The organism is Caballeronia zhejiangensis (genome assembly GCF_000698575.1).
In the GTDB taxonomy this organism is placed as follows: Bacteria; Pseudomonadota; Gammaproteobacteria; order Burkholderiales; family Burkholderiaceae; genus Caballeronia; species Caballeronia zhejiangensis.
Window position 1 is genome coordinate 1 of record NZ_JFHD01000063.1, and the last position, 22,783, is coordinate 22,783.

Genomic DNA, 22,783 nt, shown 5'->3' on the forward strand with positions numbered 1-22,783 from the left:
TCTCGCCGTTGGCAAACGCGCCAACGATGCTGTTCGGGACAATGCTCATGAAGAAGTCGAGCATGCCGTGTTGCTTCGCTGCAGTCGTATAGGTTGAGATCGCAGATCCGTCAATGTGCGACGGATCGACGTTCATGCCGACGCCGGGCTTGAAGACATTCACAACGACCATCCCTACGAGGAGTGCGATCGTCGATGCGACTTCAAAGTACAGCACCGCCTTAACGCCAACGCGGCCCGCTTCGTGAAGATCGTTCATGCGGGCAATGCCGACAACCACCGACGCGAAGATGATCGGTGCAAGCAGCATTCGGATCAACTTGATAAACAGGTCACCAAGTGGCTTAAGTTGAGAACCAATGTCCGGGTAAAAGTGGCCAAGCAGGATACCGGCGATGATTCCGATAAGAACCTGCACATATAGCTTCGAGAGCGTCTTCCTAACTTTCGATACCAGCATGTCTGTCTCCTATGACTGGTGTCTTTTTTGTAGAGTACGGGCGAGCATCCACAGCGGGGTCGTCCGCTGTGGTGAGCACGGCCGCGTGTCGCCTGGATTGATCTTTTTATAGGCGCGGCATCGACGAGAACCGTCGATGCCTTGATACCGCTGAGTGTTTATGCAGACAGCTTGCGCATCTCGGCGATGAGGTCCGATTTACCCTCGAAGCCGATACCCGGGAGGTCCGGCATCGTGATGTAGCCGTTCTCGACCTTGATCCCATCGGGGAAGCCGCCGTACGGTTGGAACAGGTCGGGATATGACTCGTTTCCGCCCAAGCCAAGGCCAGCGGCGATGTTCAGCGACATCTGGTGACCGCCGTGGGGAATGCAGCGGCTCGGCGACCAGCCGTGCTGACGCAGCATGTCTAACGTGCGCAGATACTCCACCAGGCCGTAGCTCAGCGCGCAGTCGAATTGCAACCAGTCGCGGTCGGGACGCATGCCGCCATAGCGGATCAAGTTACGCGCGTCCTGCATCGAGAACAGGTCTTCGCCCGTCGCCATCGGCTTGTCGTAGTAGTTGCGCAGCGTGGCTTGCAGCTCGAAGTCGAGCGGATCGCCCGGTTCCTCGTACCAGAACAGGTCGTATTGCGAAAGCGCCTTCGCGTATCGTATTGCTGTGTCCAGATCGAAGCGACCGTTCGCATCGACAGCAAGCTTCTGGCCGTCTTGCAGCACGCTGAGAATCGAGTCGATGCGGCGAAGATCTTCATCGAGGGATGCACCGCCGATCTTCTTTTTCACCACGGTGTAGCCGCGGTCGATATAGCTGCGCATCTCGTCTTTCAGCTTCTCGTGGTCCTGGCCAGGATAGTAATAACCGCCTGCCGCGTACACGAAAATCTTGCGATCCGGTTGGCCGTTGCCGTAGCGGTCCGCCAGCAACTGGAACAACGGTTTCCCTTCGATCTTCGCGACTGCGTCCCAGATTGCCATATCGATGGTGCCAATTGCGACCGAGCGTTCGCCGTGGCCGCCGGGCTTCTCGTTGGTGAACATCGTCGCCCAGATCTTGTGGGGGTCGAGGTTGTCACCGGCATCGTTGACCAGGGAGGCAGGGTCGGCTTCGAGGATGCGAGGAATGAACCGCTCACGCATCAGCTTGCCCTGGCCGTACCGGCCGTTGGAATTGAAGCCGTAGCCGACCACCGGCTTGCCGTCCCGAATCACGTCGGTGATGACTGCAACCAGACTCAGCGTCATCTTGCTGAAGTCAATAGGCATTACGGATCGGGGAACTGATCGGAACGGTCTTTTCGCGGATTTCAACGATTCTCACGGCTTCGTCTCCAGAGTTTTACGAGGTTGTTGCGACTCATTGGTTGCAACATGGGACGTAGCGTAACCGAGAAAAACGCTGCTAAACTGCACTTCTGTTCACATCACTTTTCAATTCCAGTGAATACCGAGACACAGACGGCGACTGATTTCGAGTTTTTTATTCTTCTGGCGAAACTTAGAAGCATGTCAGGTGCCGCCCGTGCACTAGATCTGTCCCCGCCAGCTGCGACCAAGAGACTTGGCGTCATTGAACAGCGACTCGGCGTACGACTAGTCAATCGAACGACGCGGAGCGTGAGTCTCACGCCTGAAGGCGAAACTTATCTTCGCTATGCAACGCAGATAGTTGGGCAGATCCGGGAGATGGAGGAGGCAATCTCAGGAACGAAAGGCGACCCTCAAGGGCTTTTGCGCGTCAATGCGACGCTAGGCTTTGGCCGGACAACAATCGCGCCGTTGGTTTCGGAATTCGCAAAACGCTTTCCCAGCGTCGAAATTCAGTTTGAGGTCACGGACCGTCCAATCGATCTTGTTGAGGGCGCGTTCGATATGGCGATACGGTTCGGCGAACTTCCAGACACTCGCTTGAGCGCGCGAAGGATTATGAGCAATCGCCGCTTTCTTTGTGCCTCGCCAAAATACCTTGAGAAGTACGGCACACCCGAGCGCGTCGAAGACCTAGCCCAACATCGTTGCATCATCCACCGCCAGAATGACGACGCGTATGGCGTCTGGCGCTATATCGTGAATGACCACACCGAGGCCATCAAGGTTAAAGGGGCCTTGTCGAGTAACGACGGCGACATCGTACTTCGATGGGCGCTCGAAGGACACGGGATACTAATACGATCTGAATGGGACCTAGCCAAGTATGTGCAGAGCGGGCGTCTCCAGCTTGTGCTGCCTAACACGGTTCTACCGTCGGCCGACTTATTCGTCTATTACCCGAGGCAGAAGAATCAAATGGCCCGCGCGCGCGCCTTCATTGATTTCCTCGTGAGTCGATTTCAGGCGCCGTTCACTCCGGTGGACACCGGCGCGGAGCCGCGGGAGCGAAAGAAGCGGAGCCGCGCTTGATGAGTTGGAAGCAAGGGAGCCTGGAACGCTCGCGAGCGTCTTACTCGAAACGTTGCTTTCGGTCAGCGCTGACACCAGCGACGAGTCGACGCCCGAATGACTTAAGTTCGCCGCTACCAGACGCCGGCGATGGAGAGTAACGAGTGGCGGAGCTGGGTCGAAAGTGTGAGTTGGGGGTGTCGCCGGTGGCGCGGCCGTGGTTGGACCGGGGCGTTCCCTTCCGCCGGATGCAACTAATAGTCTCTGTTTCCATGCGCCTTTGCGTTGCGGTGCACCCAGCGTTTCAGTGTGGGTTTGCAAAATGAGACGCGAGACCGTCAACCACCTGAAAAGTCAGCCTCTGTGAGACGGACGAGACTCGTTGGCCGGGCCCGCAGTTTCCGTCGCGCGACCGCTTCGATCCGGGCGAACCCGTCCCTGAACACGCTCACCAGCCGGCTATCGTCCGCGTTGGGCGGGAGCCAGAAAAAGACTTCCAAGCACCTGCGCGTCATGACGCACGACACGCTTTCTCCGCGCCAATCGATGACGAAGCTGAGGGCCTGTTTGTCTGTTGAGATCTGGGGTTCGGGCACGAGGACTTTCATGAGCAGAGTTACGGTTGACGGCTAGAATCGGCGGTGCGCTCACCGGGACGCGATAGGCGATCTAGCGAAGTTTCACCAGTCTACCCGGTGCTTTTCTTCAGTCTCCTGATGGCGCCGATCGTCGTCGACGTGCAGGTAGATGCTGGTTGTCGTCAGCGAAGCGTGGCCGAGGTTGTCGCGCACCGTGCGCAGGTCAATCTTTTGATCCGCCATGTGCGAGCCCGCGCTGTGCCTGAGCCAATGCGCGGACGCTTTTTCGAGGAGATCAGCCCGCGCGCTCGCCGTCTCATCGCGCTCACGCAAACGCGCCGCTGCACCCGCAAAGACGTCCTTCACGATGGCGTGCAGCGCCGCGCGCGTGAGCGGCGCGCACGTCTCGATGCGTGCGTTCGACGCCGTGGCGCCAATCGGCAGCACAAGCGGCGTATCTTCGTTCGGCGACGGCAGGGCGCTCAATCCAAGCTGCTGGCGATAGCGGGACAGTTCCATCATCATCTCGCGCGTCGCGGGCACGAGCCTTTGCTTGTCGCCTTTGCCGTGCACGGTGAGCCACCAGCGCAACGCGCCGTCCCCATCGTGTCGCACGAAGAACTGGCCCATGGTGGTGGCGCTGACCTCTGCGATGCGCAGGCCGCCCAGATAGAGCAGGGTGAATAACCACCGGACGCGGTGCGCATGAGCTTTTTCCCGGTCCGTTTGCTTGGGCATGGTCGCAATGAAGTCCTTGACCTCCTGCCACACGCTCGGCTCCAGATAACGGGTGATGCGTGGCGCGGCGTGGCGCGTGCGTTGGCGTGAGAGCGACAGCGGATTGCCGGCCAGATAGCCGGCCTGCACCAGCCACGAGAACATCGCGTTGAGGATGATGGTTGCCTGACGTTGACTGGACGGCGAGAGCGGACCGTAGAACGGCCGCCAGCGCACGTCGCTGCGTGGATGCTTGCGCCCGCCCCCGGCCACCCCGCCGGTGATCCACAGCGCGGCAGGCTGTGGATCGGCGAGAAACTGCTGATAGCGCAGGCAGTCTTCATGGGTCAGAGAGGAGAGGGGTTTGCCCATCTCGACGACCGACCAGAGCAGGAGCCGTTCAGCCTCCTTGCGGTAATTCTCGAAGGTGGTTTTCGTATCGACGAAGCGTGACAGCCAGGCGCGGATCGCATCGAGGTCGTGATCGGCGGCGATCTGGGCGCGTCCCGTCACTGCGCGATTTACGCCGGCGGAGCCGTTGAGCTCGGCTGGAATGACGAGCGCTTCGAGGGGTGTCGGCTGCAACGCATACGGCGTTGGGGTCGGCGCAGCATGTTTTGAAGTCACGTTTGCATTGATGGGAGATCAGCGTCCATACAACATTATAGCACTAATGTCAAATCTGATCCGGCAGAAGGTTGGGAAATAGACGGATTACGTTGTATTATGAGAGAACTACTTTGCTCCATTGCGCGTATGTCCGACGTTCTCTCCGACGAAACCCGCTTGGCGGCCGACATCGAGCGCCTGAAGGTCGACTTTCCCAAGACCCGCGAGCTCTATCGCGAGGTGTGCGCACTGCTGTTTTTCCGCTTCGGCGTGCCGCCCACGGCCAATCGCCTCTACAACCTGGTCCGGCGCGGCACCATGAGCACGCCCGCGTCGGTCTTGAGCGAGTTCTGGGCGGAGCTGCGCGAGAAGAGCCGGGTGCGCATTGAGCACCCGGACCTGCCGAAGGATCTGAGCGAAGCGGCGGGCGAGTTGATCGGGACGCTGTGGACGCGCGCGGCGACCGCCGCGCAGGCCGAGCTCACGTCGCTGCGAGACGAAGTCGAGGCGCAGCGTCTTGAGGCCGAGCGAAAGGTTATCGCCGCCCGGGAAGAACTGGGCCGCACGGAGACGGCGCTCGAGCAACGCACCGCGGCATTGTTAACAGCGCAGGTCGAGATACGGGAATTGGAGCGGCAGCAGGCGCAAGAGGCCGCCACGCGCAAAGCGCTCGAGGCGCAGATCCAGCGTCTCGCCGAGGAGGCGGTGACGCGCGAGCGCGAACTTGAAAAAGTGCGCGACACCTTCTCGCGCGACCTGGAGAAGCTGCGGGAAACCGCCAGCCGTGCCGAGGAGCGCTTACGCGCATCGGAGAAGCGCGCGCTCATGGAGATCGATCGGGAGCGCAGCGCGAGGGCCAAGGCGCAGAAAGAACTGGCCGAGGCGGCCAAGCGGGCGGAAAGACGAGAGGCCGAGCATCGACGCACCGTCGACGCGCTGCAGGCGCAGCAGGGCAACACGCGGCACCAGAACGGCATGCTTCAAGGCAAGCTCGCCGCGCTCGAAGCGGCACATCACGCGCTGCAGGAACAGCTGAAGTCGCTGCGCACCGCGGCGCGGCCGTCGACGCGCGTGACCGCCGCCGAAGCGCGTTCGGGGCGAGTCGCCCGAAAGGCACCGGCTGGCAAAACGGCGAGCGTGAAAGGTCGTCGATAAATACTAATCGGATCGCGCCCGCAGGCAGGCGCCATCCAAGGCCGAAGCCGCGCCATGCGCGTGGTCGGTCAACAGGAGCGGGCAGATGAGAAGATCAGCAGAGAACAAGTTGCGAGTCGTGGCAGTACGCATCGACCCCGTCATCGAACAGCGCTTGCGCGTGTTGGCAGAGGCGACAGGGCGCAAACAATCGTTCTTTCTGCAGCGGATGATCGAAGAGGGCATCGAGGCCATGGAGGAAATCTGGCTGTCGCCGCAGACGCTCGCCAAGGTCCGAAATGGCGATTTGCCTGAATTGCTTGACGCGCGCAGCGCGACCTCGGATCTGTTCGACTTGGATGTGACCGACACGGACTCGTCGATAGCAGAGGGTCGCGATCCGATGGGTGTCCAGCGTTCGGTATGATCGGGTTTGTTTTTAATAGAAAGGAAGCGTTTCAATGAACAAGCAGGAACTGATTGACGCGGTGGCGTCCGGAGCCGGTACGAGCAAGCTCGCCGCAGAGGAGGCCATCAATGCGGTGTTTGAGACGATCGCCAAGACGGTGGCGGCAGGTGATGCTGTGCAATTGATCGGCTTTGGCTCGTTCGGGACCGGCGAACGTGCCGCGCGCACGGGCCGCAATCCGAAGACCGGTGAGCCGATCGAAATCGCGGCAGGCAAGACGGTCAAATTCACCGCGGGCAAGGCGTTCAAGGACGCCGTCAACCAAGCGTGAGCGAGGGCGGCGCCTTTCATGCCGCCGACTTAGAAGAGTTGTGCTCCGAGCGGCCGTAGGCTGTTGAGCTTGACGGCCGTGCGACGTTCCGTGCCGTCCGCGTGAATCGAGCGGATCATGATCCGTCGGCCACGCGCCTCGCCCAGCACCTCAACGATGCGATCCTCGTACCGCACGAGGGTGCCGCGGGGCGGTTTGCGTTTGATGCGGCTGCGACCGGTGGAAGAAGAAGGCATAAGGATATCAACGCGGGCGTGCGGCGATCGTATCATGCCAAGATGCGGCGGCGCATCGTGTCGCTCACCGGTTCACAGCAATAGGGAAGGACAAAAATATGCGCCGCATCGTAGTACGTTCTTCGCCGGTCCACGGACGCGGCGTATTCGCGCTGACCCAGATCCGCGCCAACGAGCAGATTCTGGAATACAAGGGCAAGCGGGTGTCGTGGGCACAAGCGCAGCGCCAGTATGCGCGTTCGGCGACCGAAGACGGCCACACCTTTTACTTCGATCTCGACAATGGGCGCGTGATTGACGGTGCAGAGGGCGGCAACTCGGCGCGATGGGTCAATCACAGCTGCGCGCCGAACTGTGAGGCCGAACAAGACGGCAGCCGGGTGTTTTTCCTCGCGCTGCGCGACATCAAGCCCGGCGAAGAGTTGTTCATCGACTATGGACTAATTGTGGAAGGGCGAAAAACGGCTGCACTCAAAAAACTCTATGCGTGTCGGTGCGGTGCCGACACCTGTCGAGGAACGATGCTGGCCGCGTCCTGAAAGCGCCCACGGAACGACACACCTGCTTCTGGCTATCGCACGTCAACTTCCGCACAGGCTTGGCCGCGACGATTTTGACGCTGCACTTTGCTGACGGAACCAACCTGACTGTCATGCCCTCACCGAAATGGACATTTGCTTCACGCTTTAGACGCAACGCATTCGGATGGCGATCGTCGCTGCCGATCCAACGCTTGAAGGAGGCGGTCTCCGAGATCCGTTCGGTCGCGCGCACCGATCGGCCGCTCGCGGCCGACGGGGCTGTTCTTCTTCTTGAAAAACTGTCACCCGCACTTGAGCACGTCGATAGTTCCTCGGGCGCCCTTGGCAGCGCGGTCAATCGTGCAATCGAGGCGCTTGTCCCACTGATCGCCTCCGCCGACGTGACTGCTGCAGCACGGCAGCGTTGGCTGGAACGACTATTCGACGCGTTGCAGGACGATCAGATGCCCTACATCGAGAGCCTGGGCGAACATTGGGGAACCTTGTGCGTGACGCCTGCGTTGGCATCTGACTGGGCCGACCGGTTGTTGCCGCTCGTCACACACGTGCTGGAGGCTAAAGGATTCAACTACTCCGTCGGCGTGGTGCCGTGCTTGAGCGCGCTCTACGCGGCCGGCCGCTTCGAGGAAATCGTTAAGCTTGTGCGGCGCGATCGGCTGAGTTCCTGGTGGTATCGACGTTGGGCCGTCGACGCGCTGGTTTGCCTTGGGCGCCCGGGCGACGCGCTCCGTTTTGCTGAAGCGAGCCGAGGGCTGAATGCGCCCGAAAGCGCGATCGCGCGCGCCTGCGAGACGATCCTCCTCGACTCCGGCATGACTGAGGAGGCCTATGAGCGCTATGCGATCGCCGCTAATCGTGCAGGCACGTACCTCGCAACGTTCCGGGCCATCATCAAGCAATACCCCGAGAAAACCGCGGAAACGATCTTGTCTGACCTGGTTCGAAGCGAGCCCGGGTCCGAGGGCAAATGGTTTGCCGCCGCCAAAGACGCCGGGCTGTTCGATCAGGCCATCGCGCTGTCCAGACAGAGCCCTACCGATCCCAAGACGCTCATACGCGCCGCGCGAGACTTCGAGACGAAGCAGTCCCGGTTCGCGATGGACTGTGCGCTGTGCGCATTGCAATGGATGGAGGCCGGCTACGGCTATGAAGTGTCGATGGCTGACGTCGCTGATGCCTACGATGCCCTCGTCGCCGCGGCAACGGCGAGTCAGATTTCGAAGGCAGCGGTGGACGATTGCGTGCGACGCCTGATTGGCAATGCGGACTCGCTTGTTGGGCGTGCGTTGCGCACGCGATTGGAAGCCGACAGGCGCTAGACAGGAAGGAAAAAGGATTGGGCTCATGTAGCGCGTCGGCGGCGCTTGCGCCGTCGCGTGGGCCTGGCAAGGACCTGCCCTCCACAACGGAGCCCATTACACGCCTCACATGCTTCCTTGACTTCTCGAGCGCCTGAATACGCTGGTCTCAATGGATCAGGAGATGCACAGCGTATGCGGTCAATCGTAGCAAACCGAAAGAAACAAGACCCGGCAACTTCACCCGGCGTGCTGAAGCGGACGTCCCTGGAAGCGGACCGTGAACTCGCCCATATCCGGAAAGTAGTGACGGCAGTACGGGCAACATCCGTTGCGTTGCCGATAAGCGTTCGTTACTGGAGCGCGCGCCTGCACGAGCTTCGCATCGCCTATGCGTTGCTTCCCGTTCAAGTTGCCCGGCTGTCCGCGCTTGAGCTCGACGTCGAGAATGTCGCACAACAACAGGTGGACGTTGGCACGAGCGACGATCGCCGCGTGGCATAGAGAGTCTGCCGGCAAGCGGTCATACTCGTCGACCCGGACTTTTGTCAGCAGCCGAACCATACGTGGGGTTGGCCAGTTGTCCGCCGGATTCCGCCTTTCGACTCTTCGAGTCATATGCCGTATTCCCATTCTCGGATTGCAACTTGCTTGCGTCAGCCACTACCGGCGCAGTCAGCAAAGCTTCTGACTGACCTCCCTCACATGTTGTATCGGGTGCCGTGCGGAGTCATTCATCTCCTCCGTCGCACGGGTTTGCCCTTATCCCGCGATCACCAAATGGAATTGCTTCACGCGGAAATTTGATTGGATTTCTAATGGGTGCGGACCTATCGTGCGTCAGTCCAATGCGAAATTGCGCGCGTTTTGATCGCAATGACGGCTTCGCTGATAAAACAAAACATCCAGGAGATAAAAGCATGAAGCAATCCACTACGGCGCCGCATGGCCCGGAGTCGGGCGCGGGCGGTGCCCAAAGCGTCGCATCGAACGACAAGGCTTCACCGAGGGTGCGGCGGATTCAGCGCACCGCACTATCCCTGCTGCTCCTGAGCGGGGTCATCAACTACATCGATCGCGCGACGCTGTCCATCGCGAATCCGCTCATCCGGCAGGATCTTGGCCTTTCAGTCGCGGAAATGGGCCTGCTGCTCTCCGCCTTTCTGTGGGCTTACGCGTTCGCACAACTCCCGGCAGGCGCTTTGGTCGATCGCTTCGGCGCGCGCGTCATGCTTTCCGTAAGCCTTGCCACGTGGTCGGTGGCGCAAGCTTTCGGCGGAGTGGTGAGTAGTTTCGGCCAGTTTTTTACCGCGCGCATGGTGCTTGGCGTCGGCGAGGCGCCGCAGTTTCCCACGAGTGCCAAAGTCGTTCGCGACTGGTTCGGCAAGAAAGAGCGTGGCGCGGCGACCGGTATCTGGAACAGTTCGTCGACACTCGGCACCGCGATTTCGGCGCCCTTGCTGACGGTCGTCATGTTGGCCGTCGGATGGCGATGGATGTTTGGCATCATGGGCATCGCCGGTCTCGTCGTGGCGCTGTGCTTTTACCTCGTGCATCGCGACCCGCATCAGGTCGATCTAACGCAGCAGGAGCGCGCGTATCTGACCGATGTCGATGGAGAAGTGCAGAGTCGTCCGACATGGCGCGAGTGGCGCCGCCTTTTCGAGTTTGGCACTACGTGGGGCATGCTTCTGGGCTTCTTCGGCACGATCTACGTCTTGTGGCTTTACAACGCATGGCTGCCGACTTATCTGCAGATGGAATTCCACCTGACCATCGCGAAGACGGGATGGGTAGCGGCGGTCCCGTACCTCTTTGGCGTGGTGGGCAGCCTGTCCGGCGGTAAGATCTGCGACGTACTCGCGCGGCGCGGGGTATCGGCCGTCAACAGCAGGAAGTATCCGATGGCAGCCTCGCTGTTCGGGGTGTGCGTGTTCACCGTACTCACGGGCTTCACGCACAGCGCGACACTCGCCGTTGTATTCATCTCAATCTCGATGTTGCTGCTCTATGTGTCGAGCAGCGCGGCTTGGGCGACGGCGTCCGTTGCCGCGCCCGCAAACTGCACAGCGTCGATCGGCGCGATGCAGAACTTCGGCGGCTACTTCGGCGGCGCGCTGGCACCGGTGGTCACGGGCTTCATCGTGCAGCAGACCCACTCGTTCCAGCCCGCGCTGTTCGTCGGTGCGGGCGTCGCTGCCGTTGCCGTGATCGGTTACTGGCTACTCGTGCGGGGCCCGATTCCGCCGGCAGCGCTGAGTTTCGACGCGTGAAAACGTAAGCGACGCCGGCGGGACCGTGTAACCCACGCCGGCGTTTGTTGGATCAGCACGCGGCGGGAAGCGCGATCCCATGACGCTGCGCACAGGCTTCAAGCGCTGGAGGGATCGTGGGATGCAGCGTAATGCCGTCGCGCAATTGCTCGCGCTTAAGGCTCAGTCCGCGATCGCCCGGCATCCGCACAGCCGATGTTCCCGGGCGCGGCGGATTGCTTCGGCAGGCATCGCCAAGCCAGTCCATCTGTCGCGCGAACGCATCCTGGCCGCCGAAAGCTGCAGGGTCGTAGAGCGACAGAAACACGGTGGCGCCCCATCCATCGGCGGGGTCGGCCCGGCCGTGGCCGGCAAGGCCGCCAGTCATCGCTTCGATCAGCAACGCAAGCCCAAAGCCCTTGTGTCCCCACGTCATTCCGCCTACCGGAAGGATAGAGCCTGGCGGTTCGGTGGAAAGCACGCCAGGATCGCCGGTGGGTTGACCTTTCGCATCGAGAAAGCAGGCCTCCTCAAAATGCTCCCCCGCCTTATGGCGGCGCGCGGTCATGCCGTTCGTCACGGTCGATGCGGAAATGTCGATCAGAAACGGCGTGTCCGAGGTCGGGATGCCCGCGGCAATCGGATTCGGTGTGAACACGGAGCGCGTGCCGCCGTGTGGTGCGACGCTTTGCACCGCCGGATCTGAACTGCTCAACAAGATCATGAATCCGTCAGCGGTAGCCTTCTCCAGATAGCTGGCAAGACAAGCGATATGGTGACTGCGCCTGATTACCAAGGTCGCGCTACCGTATTCACGGGCCCTCGGCGCAAGCGTTTCGATGCCGCTCCAAACCAGCCACGGTCCGGGCAGACGCCTGCCATCCCACAGCAGGCTTGCGCCCCGGTCCGACAGGACCTCCGGCTCGCCAGAGCAGGTCATCGAAGCGCGTTCGATCTCTCCGATATACCCAGGCAGCAAGGCTAGGCCGTGTGTGTCGTGTCCCATCAGATCGCCGTCCACCAGCGTGCTTGCGACGGCTTGCGCTTTGACTTCCTCCATTCCGAGCTTGATCAGCAGACGCTTTGCGAAATCTTGTAGGGCTTCAGCGGAGTATCGGACTGTTGAATTCATGTTGATTGCATCAGGTGATAGTGAAAGTTGGGCAAAGTGCCTTCGCAATTGTCCTTTGCGCGCCCAATAACCGTCCAATCGGTAAATGCGTAAAATCGATTCCATCCGGTTATCAGTCGACGTGCGTTTACCCTTATGCCCCAAGAAGTCACGCTTTCCGCTTCGCACGTGCTATCAAAGCTGCGCTTCCGGCATCTTCAATTACTAGAACTGCTCGGGCGCACGCGCAACCTCCGCATCGCGGCGGAGCAGATGCATATAACGCAGCCCGCCGCGACAAAAATTCTGAGCGATGTCGAAGCGATGTTCGGCGCCGTGCTGTTCCAACGGCTACCGCGCGAAATGCGTCCGACCGATCTCGGAGCGCTATCGGTACGCTATGCCAGCGCGACGCTTACTAATCTAGACAAGTTCGCAAGCGAGTTCGCCACGCTCAAGAATGGTGGGTATGGCCAACTCACCGTGGGCTTCATTCCGGCTTCCGCTGGGCAACTGGTCACAGCGGCGGTCAAGGAAATCCAACGCCGCCGCCCACGGCTGATCATCAAGCTGGCCGAGCAAAGTAGCGATCAACTTGCGCGATGGCTAGAGGAAAGGCGTCTCGATATCATGGTTGGACGTCCGACAGAGCCACGGCATGAAGCGCTGTTCAATGTGGTCGATCTGCTGGGGGAACCGGCGCGGGCAGTCGTCGGGCAACATCACCCGTTGCTGAAACGGCGGCGCATGGACATTGCGGATCTGGGCCAGTGGCCATGGATCCTATATCCGCAAGGCACCGCGATGCGGCAGCTCTTCGAAGAAACGTTCGCGGCGGCAGGGATGGTCGCGCCGATAGGCATCGTCGAAACGCCGTCGATTTTCTCGACGCTCGAGCTGCTGCAGGCCACCGACATGATCTCGCTCCAGCCACAGGCCGCGATGGACAAATACATCAAGAACGGTCTTTTGGGGTATCTCGACGTACCGATCATTCGGACTCTGTCGAACTACAGCGTCATGACGCGAAAGAACGAAACAGCTTCGCAAGCGATGGAGGAGTTCGTCGGTATTTTGCTGTCGATTGCTAGTGTCGTGAGTTAGAAATTGGTTTAATTAATAGCTCTTGCTGCTTGAGGGGACGAAGTGTTGCTTGAAGAGGCGCTCGGATTCGCGGAGACCCTCGTCGGTAAGCACAACGGACTTTGCCTTATTGACGGGATCGCCAATCATGCCTCGTTCGTATAGCCGGTTCATCACATCCCAATCGAAGCTTTTCCAAGCACGGTTATGATCGTGCAGCGTCAGGTAAAGAAGTGCGAGAACTGCGTCGCCAACTGCAGCAGTATCAATGTCCATGACGTTCACTCCGATGCGTTGCGCACCCGCGTGCAAAACCGTTCGACGCTCGCCAGAATTTCACCGGCCGATTTGCTCCAGGCGAACGGTCGAGGATTCGCGTTATGAACCTCGAGATAGTGGCGGATCGCGTCTTCCAGTTGGCGTGTCGAACGATGGGTTCCTCGTCGAAGGTATTTCTCCGTAAGCGTGGCGAACCAACGTTCGACCTGGTTGAGCCAAGAGGCAGAAGTCGGAGTGAAGTGCACATGAAACCGCGAATGACGTGCGAACCAGTTCTTGATCGAGGGCGTCTTATGCGTACCGTAGTTGTCCATCACCAGATGGACATCCAGATCGGGCGGTACGCTCGCGTCGATAGTGCGCAAGAACTGCACAAATTCACTGCTGCGATGACGTCGATGCAACTCGCCAATCACTTCGCCGGTGGCGATATCCAGTGCCGCGAACAAGGTAGTCGTGCCATGGCGCATGTAGTCGTGCGTACGTCGCTCAGCAATGCCCGGTGCCAGCGGCAGCATGGGTTGCGTGCGATCCAGCGCCTGAATTTGACTCTTCTCGTCCACGCACAGCACCATTGCCTTAAGCGGCGGATCCAGGTACAGGCCAACAATATCGCGCACCTTGTCAACGAACAGTGGATCGCTCGAAAGCTTGAACGTCTCCTGCCGATGCGGTTGCAAGCCGAACGCGCGCCAGATTCGCGAAACGGCCGTCTGCGAGAGATTCATCTCGCGCGCCATCGTGCGCGTACTCCAGTGCGTGGCGCCCGCAGGCAGGGATTCCAGCGTTTTCGTAATGACCGCGTCGACATGCGAGTCCTCGATTGTCCTCGGCGCGCCGGGCCGAGGCGCATCGAGTAGACCATCTAACCGACTGGCAACGAAACGCGCACGCCACTTCGAAACGGTTTGCTGTGTAACTCGCAGGTTCGCTGAAACGGCTCTATTGTCGATGCCTTCAGCACACGCCAGCACGATCCTGGCTCGCAGTGCTATCGCCTGCGCTGTCTTGCGACGCAGCGTCAACGCCTTGAGTTGTTCGCGCTCCGACTCACTCAACAAGAGTTCCGCCTTGGGTCTTCCGCTCATCGCCACCTCTCTGAAGGACGTGCCGTCCATCACACCGTAGTATACGCAGCGAATAATTCAATGAATTTCTAACTCGCGACACTAGGGAATGTTGAAGTGGCCTCCCCGTTTAGTGCGGCGGGCGAGGTTCGTTGCAAGAAACCGCTGCGGCCGTGTGCACCGGCGCTGGCGCGGGCATCACGCCCCCGTCGGTCCATCTTGCGTTGTCGCATTTCGCGTCCGCACTGCTGACGAGGCAGGCTTCGGCCATCCGTCAAGCACCGCCACTCCCATCGTAGCTGAGTCTGTTCGATATTGACGTTAGTTCAACGCTAATTCACACCGCGCCGCGCCACGCCGCAGATCTGAGACAGGACTAATAAGTTATCCCTATAACGCATGCTGGAGCCGATCGACACCGACAGGGCCCAACGGGCTGACAAGAATTATGGCCCGCTTGCTTGCCGCCACAGATCGGGAGATTGACGTTGCTGAGGGGCCGCATTAAAGCGCAAGCGTGCTAATACGACTTATCACGCTTGAAATGCTGTCGAGATGCGCCGGGAGGCGCTGGGGCGTCGGTGCATGTTGCGTAAACCGCAAGCTAGTGCCCCGAGACGTGGACGCCTACGCCGGCTGGAGGCGCGTGAGCGGCTCGGAAAGTATTGGCATTGGGATCGGGAGAAATCGCGCACTCGCATCATTTGGTCTACAATGAAGGATCAAGTGATGCCTGTGGAGGATGCCATGCTGTTGGTCTCGCCGGAGCAGATCGCCGCCGTGATGGCGCTGCCGCGCGTCCCGCACTCGGTGGCCGAGCTCGACGCGCAGGTCCGTGAGGGCCTCCCAAAGTCCGCGCTCCGAGAAGGCGTCGAGCACGCGACGCGCAGCGCCGAGGAACGGCGAGCCTTGCTCGCGCGGATAGTGCCGGAGGCGACCTTCAAACGTCGCCGCGACAAGCTCAGTCCCGACGAGTCTGAGAAGACGGAGCGGCTCGCACGAATCGTCGCGACCGCGCGTTATGTATGGGACGACGAGGGTGATGCGCGGGAGTTTCTAAATACTGCGCACCCGTTGCTCGAAGGGCGCACGCCGGTGGAGGTCGCCTTGAGCGAGCTCGGCGCGCGGCGCGTCGAGGAACTGTTGTGGAAGCTGTTCTATGGGCTGCCGGCATGACCTCCTGCATGGAAGTCGTTGAGGTGCCAGCCTGATGCGGATTTTTAGAATTGCGGATCGGCGTCATCCGGTGTGGAGTGGCACTGGGGCGATGCTGGTCGGTGGCCGCTTCAATAGCCCCGGCCGTCCAGTCATTTACGGCGCGCTGAATTTCGCGGGGGCGATGCTCGAGGTGCTGGTGCACGCGCGGATCGGTAAGGTACCCAAGCACCACGTATGGGTCGAAGTCGAGGTCCCGAAGGACGTGACGATCGAGCGCGCCAGCGTCGAAGAGCTATCTGCGGGCTGGGATGCGCCAGATGCGAAGGTCGCGCGCCGTTTCGGCGACAAGTGGATCGAGGAGGGAAGATCAGCGGTGCTGGTGGTCCCGTCGGTCGTGGCGCGAGCGGAATGTAATGCAGTCGTCAACCCGGCACATCCGGATGCCGGACGTTTAGTCGTCTCGGCGCCGCAGCCTGTCGTGTGGGACCAGAGGCTATTCGCTCGCGGACCGGACGTGTCGCCCGAATAAGTTGAGCCGTGTCGCGCCACAGAGGAAGACCGCTACCAAGAAGATCGTGTTCCGACGTCTCGGGCTTGAGGAATTAGCGAACCTCAACAACAGTGACAGCCAAGATTTTTTGGCGGCGGTCGTCGGATCGTTGCCTTGGCAAGACGCATCACGCGCGGCGCGAACGGTGAGTCGAGAAGCGCCGCGTTTAGGACGGCCCTCGACTCGTCAAAGCAGAACTGCTTGTTGCAACAATTCGAGTGCTTTCAATTCGTCCAACCGTCCGGTGCGCGCCTTGCCGGCGAGCGTCTTCAAAAGAGCCTCTGCTATCGGTGCTATTCCGTCAAGACCGTCCAGGCGGGTTTGCAACGTGGAGATGGCGGGCGCGGCGGTTCGCGGGGGTGCCGCAGGGGTGAGCGGTGACTCCGGCGGTCGAGCAACGGCGTCTGCAACTTTGCTTTCGTCTGCGTCAACACGCTCGTCGGCGGGAGCGGCAACTGCCTCGTTGAGTTCATTTTCCTCGCGACCAATCACGCCGCCTTGCCCGCCCGGCGCATCGGTCGGCGATGCCGCAGCTTGCGCGTCGGTCGGGGTGCTAGACAGGACCACGTCGTTCTGGCTTGCGGGAGCGGCTGCGTCGAGCGTGTCGTCGTTCGGTGCGGCGGCGGATGCCGGCAGCGCGAGACTGTGCCCACGGGCGCGTGATGCAGGTGCGAGAAGCAGCACCACCGACTCAGGGATGTCGGTTTCCGAACGAGGCGTGTCTAGCCAGCCGTCGGGAAGACCCAGCCGTTTGGTGAAGCGCTGTGCTTCAACGTCATCCATGCGCTTTTTGCCGTGCAGCCGATGAGCCATATTCGATCCGGTCAGTCCCATGACTGCGCCGAGCTTGACCTTGGAGCCGTTGCGTCCGGTGAGGACGTGAAGGTTGGCCCGCCTGATCCCCTCGATTGTGGCAGCGCCTTCCGAGTGGGCTCGTTCTCGCTGAGCCGCTTGACGCGGCCCGTTCTGGTTGGAAGCATCTCCAACGATGGATGGTCGGCCGCCTGCGTGCTTAGGGGTCTCCGCTGACCGGGCCTTAACCGCGGCAGGCGCGCCCTTCGAACTCTTCGATCGCATTTTTGCTTCCTCGGACAAACTGCTCGAAGGCAGTGACGGCTTTTGATTATTCGGGAGGAGGGAGGTCTCTTCAGCGTCGCCTTCATCGCTAGCCTCATCTACGCGCGCGAATTCGAGCGGCGACTTCAGGCGAGCGATCACCTCCGGTGCAAGTGCAGGATGATGTTGGTCGAAAAAGCCGGAAGGCAGCCGGAGCGCAGTTTCCATGTGGAAGGCGGTCTCGGGCGTGAAACGTTCGCCCCGCAGGAGTTCTGCTATCCGCGTCAAGTTGGAATCTAGGCCTAACGCAATATTCTCCGCGCCGACGGCATCGACGAGAAACTTCAACGAACGAGTTTTAATGATGGACGCTTGGGCGGGTGCGCTATCACTCGCTTTGAAGGGCGGTTGGACCCGTCCAGGGCGACTAGAGCTAGCCGGATGTTGAGGTTGGCGCCGATTGTTGGACTTGCCTCGATATCCCGCATTTGAACCGCGGGGTTGACTCATGGTGGAACTCCGATGCGATGCGTGAGTTTCAACGCTAAGGTTATATCAGCGATCGTTGTTACCGAACGGTTGTCGCTGAAAGCGTCGGTCGCTGCTTCAAATCAATTGCTTAGATCGAGCCGTCAGTCAGCGTTCCGCAAGCGGCTGTGACTTGTGCGGCCTACCGGGGCGCAATTGCCGCTGGTCGATTATATTCACTCAATGACCACGGGCGGCGGACATCAACGGCGAGCCGCGCCCGCTCGCGGCAAAGCGCTTGAGCTTCTCCCGCGCTTCATAATGAACGTACCGAGGCGCAACGGCTAGTTGACGATCGGCCTCTTGCAAGACCGCCTGGAACAAGGGCAGCTCGGCCGCATCGACTCTCCATATTCTCTCCGTTTCCGCCCGCTGCAGGCAGCGCTCCAGAGCGCCCATAGATGATGACGTCCATCTGCCCATAGCCCGCATCTTGCACGAAATAGGTGACGTAGACCAATTCGATCAACCCGTTGACCAGATACGCAGATCCAGCGCCAGCGCGACAGGCAGCGAAAGTCAAATGGTTGGACAACGCAACGGTGCGCGCCGCGGATAACGGCAGAGGCAGCAACATCTCTTGGCTGAGGCGTTTGCGCGATGGCGAACGAGAAACTTGCGAGCGAGGGTTGCGATAAGACATGCTGCAATAAAGAGAACGAAAGGAGTCCGCGTTCAAGGGGTGCCCCGGAATGATAGCAGGCCGCAGGAGCCGACACTGTGGCGCGCGCCTCGCTGCGCGCGCATCAGTCGGCCACCCCTTCGGCGAGGTTGAGCGGCGGCGAGAGATGTGGCCGCACGGCGGCCGCGAAAACTGTCAGAACGGCGAGTAAGGCGTTCAAAGAAGCGATCAACGGCGCGTGAACGCGCTAGCGAGCATGGGAGGGCGAGGACTGGCCCGCGACTTAAAAGAGCTGGCTATCCAACGGTAGCAGATTGACCGGTTTCACCGCAGTGCGGCCTTCGGCTCCATCCGCATGGACGGACCGGATCATGACGCGTTGGCCGCGGGCCTCGCCCAGCACCTCGACAATTCGTTCTCGATAACGAGCCAGCGTGCCGCGAGGCGGTTTGCACGTAGTGGGGCGGTTGGTCGTCGAGGAGCGAGACATAGGCATATCGCGGCAGAGGCGTTGTCCCATTATGCAACGTTGCGGGCTTCACCGCGACGCATTTTGTCCACTTCCACTTCCACATGCGAGATGCGTACTGCTGCTCGTGTCGCCGGGACCATGACCGGGGCGCTTCTCACGTCTACGGCCAGATCACATCTATTCGACTTCGTCAGATCCGCTAGATGCAACGACTTCCTGCTACTTGCTATCACTCAGCGTCCTCATACGTTCCCGCCGTCTGCACGCTTAGCGTCTGCTACGAGTTCCTTGAGTGCTTCAATGCCAGCGTCAGTGAAGGCGGTGATCGAGATCACCTTGTCGGACGGCACGTCAAGGTCATCTATGACGCCCAAGCAGCCGTCCTCCGGTTCGAGGTTCATATTGGCCAGTTCTTCAAGCCATTCCTCTGGTTCATTAAGCATCTTGGCTACGCACGAGATGGTGTAGACGTGAGATGGGGCCGACATTGCATGCTCCAGTTTTGTGAACGCCGACATTCAGCCGGAGATGGCGACTGTAATCAACGTGCGCATCGCTCTCGAATGCGGCGCCATCCGTTGCGAGCCTGGATCGCATCCGCAAGGATGGCCATATATTCGTCATGGTCGACGCGCTCATCCGGAGGCAACCCGTATTCTTGATGGCGGCTCAGGGCCGCTTGCCGTGCGGCTTCTCCGGGAGCTGACAGGAGTATCTGGCTGTATGCTTCACAAGCATAGGCGAACGTCTCCCGCTTACCAAAGGCGATGTCGAGCGGATTCGGACAGTTCCGGCGTTCTGCCAGCCCTATCGCTGCGCGGCGGCAGTTGTGCAGCACATGGGCGGCTTCATGCACGACGTAGTCAGCAAAGGGATCGGTATCGCGAAAGTAGGTCAGGGAGACATAGCAAGTAGTGTCCTGGCTCATGCCGACAACGCGAGCGGACTCCTTTCGAAGCGGAGTAGCACCCAGACTCTCCAAATAGATGTTCGCCAGTTTCCACGCGGTAGATAGCCACCTCTCCCTGGTCAGTACCTGTACGATGTTGCTCGGCGTGAGAAAGACGATGCCTCCTACGAGTGTGCGGAGAACGACCTCCCGTTCGACGGCGGAAAAAAGGCCATACACCATGGGCTTGAGCTTGTCGCGAAGCCACGGCTCTATCGGCTCTGGCATCGAGCTCGGATGGTCAAAATCCCTCGCGCGGAGCAGAGTGTCAGCGATGAGCGCAGCGCGCAACTGCTGTGTGGCGCGTGAAGCAGTGATATTCAAAGCCTCCCCTGCCCAGCCGACGAAGAAGCCGTCATAGTCTCCGGTCGCGAGGTAGTGCCGAATCTGGGTCTCAACCCATTCTGCGGAGCCGATCTTCGGAATGGCCATTGAAGGTTCCCAGGTCTGCGGGTCGAAGCGGTACCGCAGGCGCTCTGAACCCCAATCTCAATTGCCGGTTGAGCACAAAACCAGGGACGCTCGCGTTCAAGACCGATCGTGCCAGCGTCGTGGCGGACCGATTTTCGGTCGCTAACATGATATGCGCAGTTGGTGATCCTGTACTCAGCAAGAAGGTATCAGAACGCGACCGGCGCGTCAGCCGCGATGTTGATGCAGGTCGCTTGTCGGCCTTTGCTGACGTTCCGGATGGCTTATTCGACGACCGCTCACAGAGGTAGACCGGTCGTCAAAAAGGTGCTCGCCACGCGCGGCAGCCGGCTGCTGCCGACAGTGCCGAAACGACCACCATCGCCGCAGCCTGTGGCTCCAGCTTGCCAGTTAAGGTTGCCGCCGATTCGCCGTTAACCCATAGGCTGCGGGCTCCGCTCGCTCGCGCCATGCCAGCGATTCTTTGACTACCTTCCTTTTTCTGAGATTCTCCACGCCATGAGGACATTCCTGACTTTCACCTTTTTACTAGTTGCTGCAATGAGTTACTCGTCAGCGTGCGGTAGTCAGGAAAACTCCGATGGCGAGTGCAACCCCTTCCCGAAGACTGATGGAGTCGAGATGCACGCTGATGGTGCGGTCGAGCTGAGTGGGCTCGGCAAGCTCGCGGGCGGAGGTCTCCGCGGTAACTATAGTAAAAAGGACACGCGGTTACTCGCTGACGGTCCTGACGCTAATCGCGCTGAAGAAGTGATGGCCTTGCTCGCATACCATTGCCGGCGAGTCAAAGGACTGACCAACTCTGAACGCGAAAAGGCTGATCAACAGTTCTACGAAGTCGTCAAGGCGTTAAGCGCTGCTGGACCATTGAGCAAGCGCGAGACTAGTCGTGCTTCAAAAAGCGCACCGGCTGCTCAACAACAGAATGCTCCGCCTGTCATAGCTCCCTCTGTAAGACAGGCTGCCTCGCTCTTGAAAGTTGCGGCTCATGGGTACAAGAGCGCTATGGGTTTGCCGTTCATGGCTGCGCTCGGTGGATCGTATATCCCCGTGGTCCCATACGAACTGTTGGAGAATGAGACGATGCTGGAGATGGTGGCAAGTCAGAAGCTGATGGAACCCGTTCCCAACCTGCGGACTGTTCCTGAGTACGACACCGAGTCGTTGGCATACGGAATTTGTCGAGGAATCAGAGACGGTGATGCACAGGTAGCCGACGTGATGACGCATTATGGCTCGAAGATCCCAGAGCGGTTGTATGCAGACATCGGTGCTGTCCGAGATACGATGATCTATACATATTTCAAAGGTCCAGCCGTTTCGGATCACTGCGACGTCTTCCTTGGGCTTATACGAAATCGCATGGACGAGAAGGCGGGAAAGAAGATACGTCCTGGACAGCTTGTTGCCAACTGGCCGATTCCTGTCCGAACGCCTTCTTTCTCCGCCGGTGCATTTGCGCAATATGTTGCTGCTGTCAAGACGCTTGATCGCGACGCGACATCGCTGCTCGGAACCGAGAACGGCTATCCGGCTGCTCGCAATACAAAATAGTTGAATATCGCGAAAGATTCGAGTCTATAGCGGCGTCCGCGGGCCACAATTGCCACCTCGACCTTTATGGACATTCATCTATCCGGGCGGCAACGACCGTTCGCCATGGGCTAGAGTCATTGAGGTGTTGAGCAAGCTGATTAGCGTTCACGGCGCGCCACGCTATATGCGAAGCGACAACGGCCCCGAGTTTGTCAGCGCAGCGTTGCTCAAGTGGGTGGTATCGGAGAAGATCGAATCGGCATCAATCGATCCCGGCAAGCCCTGGCAGAACGGCACGAACGAGAGCTTTAACGGTAAATTCCGTGACGAATGTCTTGCCATGGAATGGTTCCGCAATCGGATTGAAGCCAAGATCGTGATTGACGACTGGCGACGGCATTACAACGAGGTTCGACCGCATTCGAGCCTGAACTACGACACGCCGCTGGCGTACCGCCAGCGCTTGGAAAGAAATTCAACCCAAGCCGTTAATGCTAGAACGCAGTGCTCTTAGAAAAACGGGCAGGTCACGTTGGAAACGCCCCCCTCACCGCGGAACGAGCGCTCAACTATCGGTGCCGGGATTATGAAGTGCCTGCGAAATCGCCGCACGCAACTCGATGGCCTGATAGGGCTTGTGCAGCACGGGAAATTCCGTCCCGTCGAGGTCGTTTCTTGCGATTGACGTGTCCGCGTAACCGGTGGTTAGCAACACGCGTAGAAGGGGCTTGCGGCGCCTGGCCTCTTGAGCCAGCATCACTCCATTCATCCCGCCCGGCATGATGAGATCGGTGAACAGCAACTCGATTTCCGGGTGGCGGCTCAATTCCTCCAAGGCGTCGTGCGCACCATGAGCGACGATCGTCTTGTATCCCCCTTGCTGAAGATTGATCGCGGCAACCTCTGCCACGTCTGGTCGGTCGTCCACCACCAGAATTGTTTCGTTACCGGCTCTGGTGTCGGCGTGTCGGCGTTCGGCATGGTCGGGCCCGG

Annotated in this window: 23 protein-coding genes and 2 pseudogenes; 13 read left to right on the top strand and 12 right to left on the bottom strand. The window is 60.0% G+C overall.

The genetic code is table 11. The features are described 5' to 3' along the window. On the bottom strand, nucleotides 1-460 hold a 460-nt coding region (locus BG60_RS34700), incomplete at its 3' end, for a cation:dicarboxylate symporter family transporter (RefSeq protein ID WP_075583628.1). Between the two features lie 158 nt (nucleotides 461-618). Beyond that, nucleotides 619-1,783, bottom strand: a pseudogene (locus tag BG60_RS34705) (mandelate racemase/muconate lactonizing enzyme family protein). Nucleotides 1,784-1,902: 119 nt separating this feature from the next. On the opposite strand from BG60_RS34705, the gene BG60_RS34710 reads away from it, so the two are divergent. Continuing rightward, complete coding sequence (locus tag BG60_RS34710; RefSeq protein ID WP_033536953.1) at nucleotides 1,903-2,862, top strand: LysR family transcriptional regulator; 960 nt, start codon at nucleotides 1,903-1,905, stop codon at nucleotides 2,860-2,862. Between the two features lie 317 nt (nucleotides 2,863-3,179). On the opposite strand, the gene BG60_RS34715 is transcribed toward BG60_RS34710, so the two are convergent. Together BG60_RS34715 and BG60_RS34720 are read right to left on the bottom strand one after the other, a co-directional pair. Further along, nucleotides 3,180-3,449, bottom strand: coding sequence for a DUF1488 family protein (locus BG60_RS34715; protein ID WP_008344759.1), 270 nt, complete (start codon nucleotides 3,447-3,449; stop codon nucleotides 3,180-3,182). A 72-nt stretch (nucleotides 3,450-3,521) separates the two neighbouring features. Next, entirely contained in the window at nucleotides 3,522-4,721 is a 1,200-nt protein-coding gene (locus BG60_RS34720; RefSeq protein WP_008344757.1) for a tyrosine-type recombinase/integrase, read from the bottom strand. Nucleotides 4,722-4,892: 171 nt separating this feature from the next. On the opposite strand from BG60_RS34720, the gene BG60_RS34725 reads away from it, so the two are divergent. The 3 genes from BG60_RS34725 (at nucleotide 4,893) to BG60_RS34735 (ending at nucleotide 6,619) form a co-directional block, all read left to right on the top strand. Beyond that, on the top strand, nucleotides 4,893-5,900 hold the full coding sequence (locus BG60_RS34725) for a DNA-binding protein (protein WP_008344754.1): 1,008 nt from the start codon (nucleotides 4,893-4,895) through the stop codon (nucleotides 5,898-5,900). Between the two features lie 85 nt (nucleotides 5,901-5,985). Further along, a complete protein-coding gene (locus BG60_RS34730; protein ID WP_008344751.1) occupies nucleotides 5,986-6,306 on the top strand; it encodes a hypothetical protein in 321 nt (106 codons plus the stop codon). 34 nt (nucleotides 6,307-6,340) lie between these two features. Then, entirely contained in the window at nucleotides 6,341-6,619 is a 279-nt protein-coding gene (locus tag BG60_RS34735; RefSeq protein WP_008344750.1) for an HU family DNA-binding protein, read from the top strand. A gap of 29 nt (nucleotides 6,620-6,648) precedes the next feature. Here the strand turns inward: BG60_RS34735 and BG60_RS34740 are convergent, their stop codons facing one another. After that, nucleotides 6,649-6,855: a hypothetical protein gene (locus BG60_RS34740; RefSeq protein WP_033536954.1), complete on the bottom strand. Its 207-nt coding sequence runs from the start codon at nucleotides 6,853-6,855 to the stop codon at nucleotides 6,649-6,651. A gap of 98 nt (nucleotides 6,856-6,953) precedes the next feature. Between BG60_RS34740 and BG60_RS34745 the strand changes: the two genes are divergently transcribed. The 4 genes from BG60_RS34745 to BG60_RS34760 all read left to right on the top strand — a co-directional run bounded on the left by BG60_RS34745 (nucleotide 6,954) and on the right by BG60_RS34760 (nucleotide 10,968). Continuing rightward, on the top strand, nucleotides 6,954-7,394 hold the full coding sequence (locus BG60_RS34745; RefSeq protein ID WP_008344746.1) for an SET domain-containing protein: 441 nt from the start codon (nucleotides 6,954-6,956) through the stop codon (nucleotides 7,392-7,394). 113 nt (nucleotides 7,395-7,507) lie between these two features. Next, a complete protein-coding gene (locus BG60_RS34750; protein WP_033536960.1) occupies nucleotides 7,508-8,716 on the top strand; it encodes a hypothetical protein in 1,209 nt (402 codons plus the stop codon). Between the two features lie 174 nt (nucleotides 8,717-8,890). Further along, nucleotides 8,891-9,199 (top strand): hypothetical protein, encoded by a 309-nt coding sequence (locus BG60_RS37630; protein ID WP_075583627.1) that lies wholly within the window; start codon nucleotides 8,891-8,893, stop codon nucleotides 9,197-9,199. Nucleotides 9,200-9,615: 416 nt separating this feature from the next. Then, nucleotides 9,616-10,968: an MFS transporter gene (locus tag BG60_RS34760; RefSeq protein ID WP_008344743.1), complete on the top strand. Its 1,353-nt coding sequence runs from the start codon at nucleotides 9,616-9,618 to the stop codon at nucleotides 10,966-10,968. 52 nt (nucleotides 10,969-11,020) lie between these two features. Here BG60_RS34760 and BG60_RS34765 read toward each other — a convergent pair whose 3' ends face one another. Beyond that, nucleotides 11,021-12,079 (bottom strand): Ldh family oxidoreductase, encoded by a 1,059-nt coding sequence (locus BG60_RS34765; RefSeq protein WP_008344741.1) that lies wholly within the window; start codon nucleotides 12,077-12,079, stop codon nucleotides 11,021-11,023. A gap of 135 nt (nucleotides 12,080-12,214) precedes the next feature. On the opposite strand from BG60_RS34765, the gene BG60_RS34770 reads away from it, so the two are divergent. Continuing rightward, nucleotides 12,215-13,162 carry a LysR family transcriptional regulator gene (locus tag BG60_RS34770; protein WP_034474418.1) on the top strand — a complete coding sequence of 316 codons (948 nt, stop codon included), beginning with the start codon at nucleotides 12,215-12,217 and terminating at the stop codon, nucleotides 13,160-13,162. Between the two features lie 12 nt (nucleotides 13,163-13,174). Here the strand turns inward: BG60_RS34770 and BG60_RS34775 are convergent, their stop codons facing one another. Beyond that, complete coding sequence (locus BG60_RS34775; protein ID WP_034474419.1) at nucleotides 13,175-13,417, bottom strand: DUF6429 family protein; 243 nt, start codon at nucleotides 13,415-13,417, stop codon at nucleotides 13,175-13,177. Nucleotides 13,418-13,422: 5 nt separating this feature from the next. Next, on the bottom strand, nucleotides 13,423-14,508 hold the full coding sequence (locus tag BG60_RS34780; protein WP_034474423.1) for an IS630 family transposase: 1,086 nt from the start codon (nucleotides 14,506-14,508) through the stop codon (nucleotides 13,423-13,425). Nucleotides 14,509-15,234: 726 nt separating this feature from the next. On the opposite strand from BG60_RS34780, the gene BG60_RS34785 reads away from it, so the two are divergent. Both BG60_RS34785 and BG60_RS34790 read left to right on the top strand, forming a co-directional pair. Then, entirely contained in the window at nucleotides 15,235-15,663 is a 429-nt protein-coding gene (locus BG60_RS34785; protein WP_008344738.1) for an antitoxin Xre/MbcA/ParS toxin-binding domain-containing protein, read from the top strand. Between the two features lie 34 nt (nucleotides 15,664-15,697). Further along, complete coding sequence (locus BG60_RS34790; protein ID WP_033536956.1) at nucleotides 15,698-16,174, top strand: RES family NAD+ phosphorylase; 477 nt, start codon at nucleotides 15,698-15,700, stop codon at nucleotides 16,172-16,174. A 207-nt stretch (nucleotides 16,175-16,381) separates the two neighbouring features. On the opposite strand, the gene BG60_RS34795 is transcribed toward BG60_RS34790, so the two are convergent. The 3 genes from BG60_RS34795 to BG60_RS34810 all read right to left on the bottom strand — a co-directional run bounded on the left by BG60_RS34795 (nucleotide 16,382) and on the right by BG60_RS34810 (nucleotide 20,254). Then, entirely contained in the window at nucleotides 16,382-17,761 is a 1,380-nt protein-coding gene (locus tag BG60_RS34795; RefSeq protein WP_033536957.1) for a hypothetical protein, read from the bottom strand. A gap of 1,354 nt (nucleotides 17,762-19,115) precedes the next feature. After that, a complete protein-coding gene (locus tag BG60_RS34805) occupies nucleotides 19,116-19,361 on the bottom strand; it encodes a hypothetical protein (protein ID WP_008344727.1) in 246 nt (81 codons plus the stop codon). A 53-nt stretch (nucleotides 19,362-19,414) separates the two neighbouring features. After that, nucleotides 19,415-20,254, bottom strand: a complete 840-nt coding sequence (locus BG60_RS34810; protein ID WP_008344725.1) for a hypothetical protein — start codon at nucleotides 20,252-20,254, stop codon at nucleotides 19,415-19,417. Nucleotides 20,255-20,752: 498 nt separating this feature from the next. Between BG60_RS34810 and BG60_RS34815 the strand changes: the two genes are divergently transcribed. After that, nucleotides 20,753-21,808, top strand: coding sequence for a hypothetical protein (locus tag BG60_RS34815; protein WP_033536958.1), 1,056 nt, complete (start codon nucleotides 20,753-20,755; stop codon nucleotides 21,806-21,808). Between the two features lie 112 nt (nucleotides 21,809-21,920). Further along, nucleotides 21,921-22,304 (top strand): annotated as a pseudogene (locus BG60_RS34820) (integrase core domain-containing protein); the annotation flags it as partial. A gap of 51 nt (nucleotides 22,305-22,355) precedes the next feature. Here the strand turns inward: BG60_RS34820 and BG60_RS34825 are convergent. Beyond that, nucleotides 22,356-22,783 (bottom strand): response regulator (locus tag BG60_RS34825; RefSeq protein WP_034474421.1); only part of this gene is annotated, 428 nt, incomplete at its 5' end.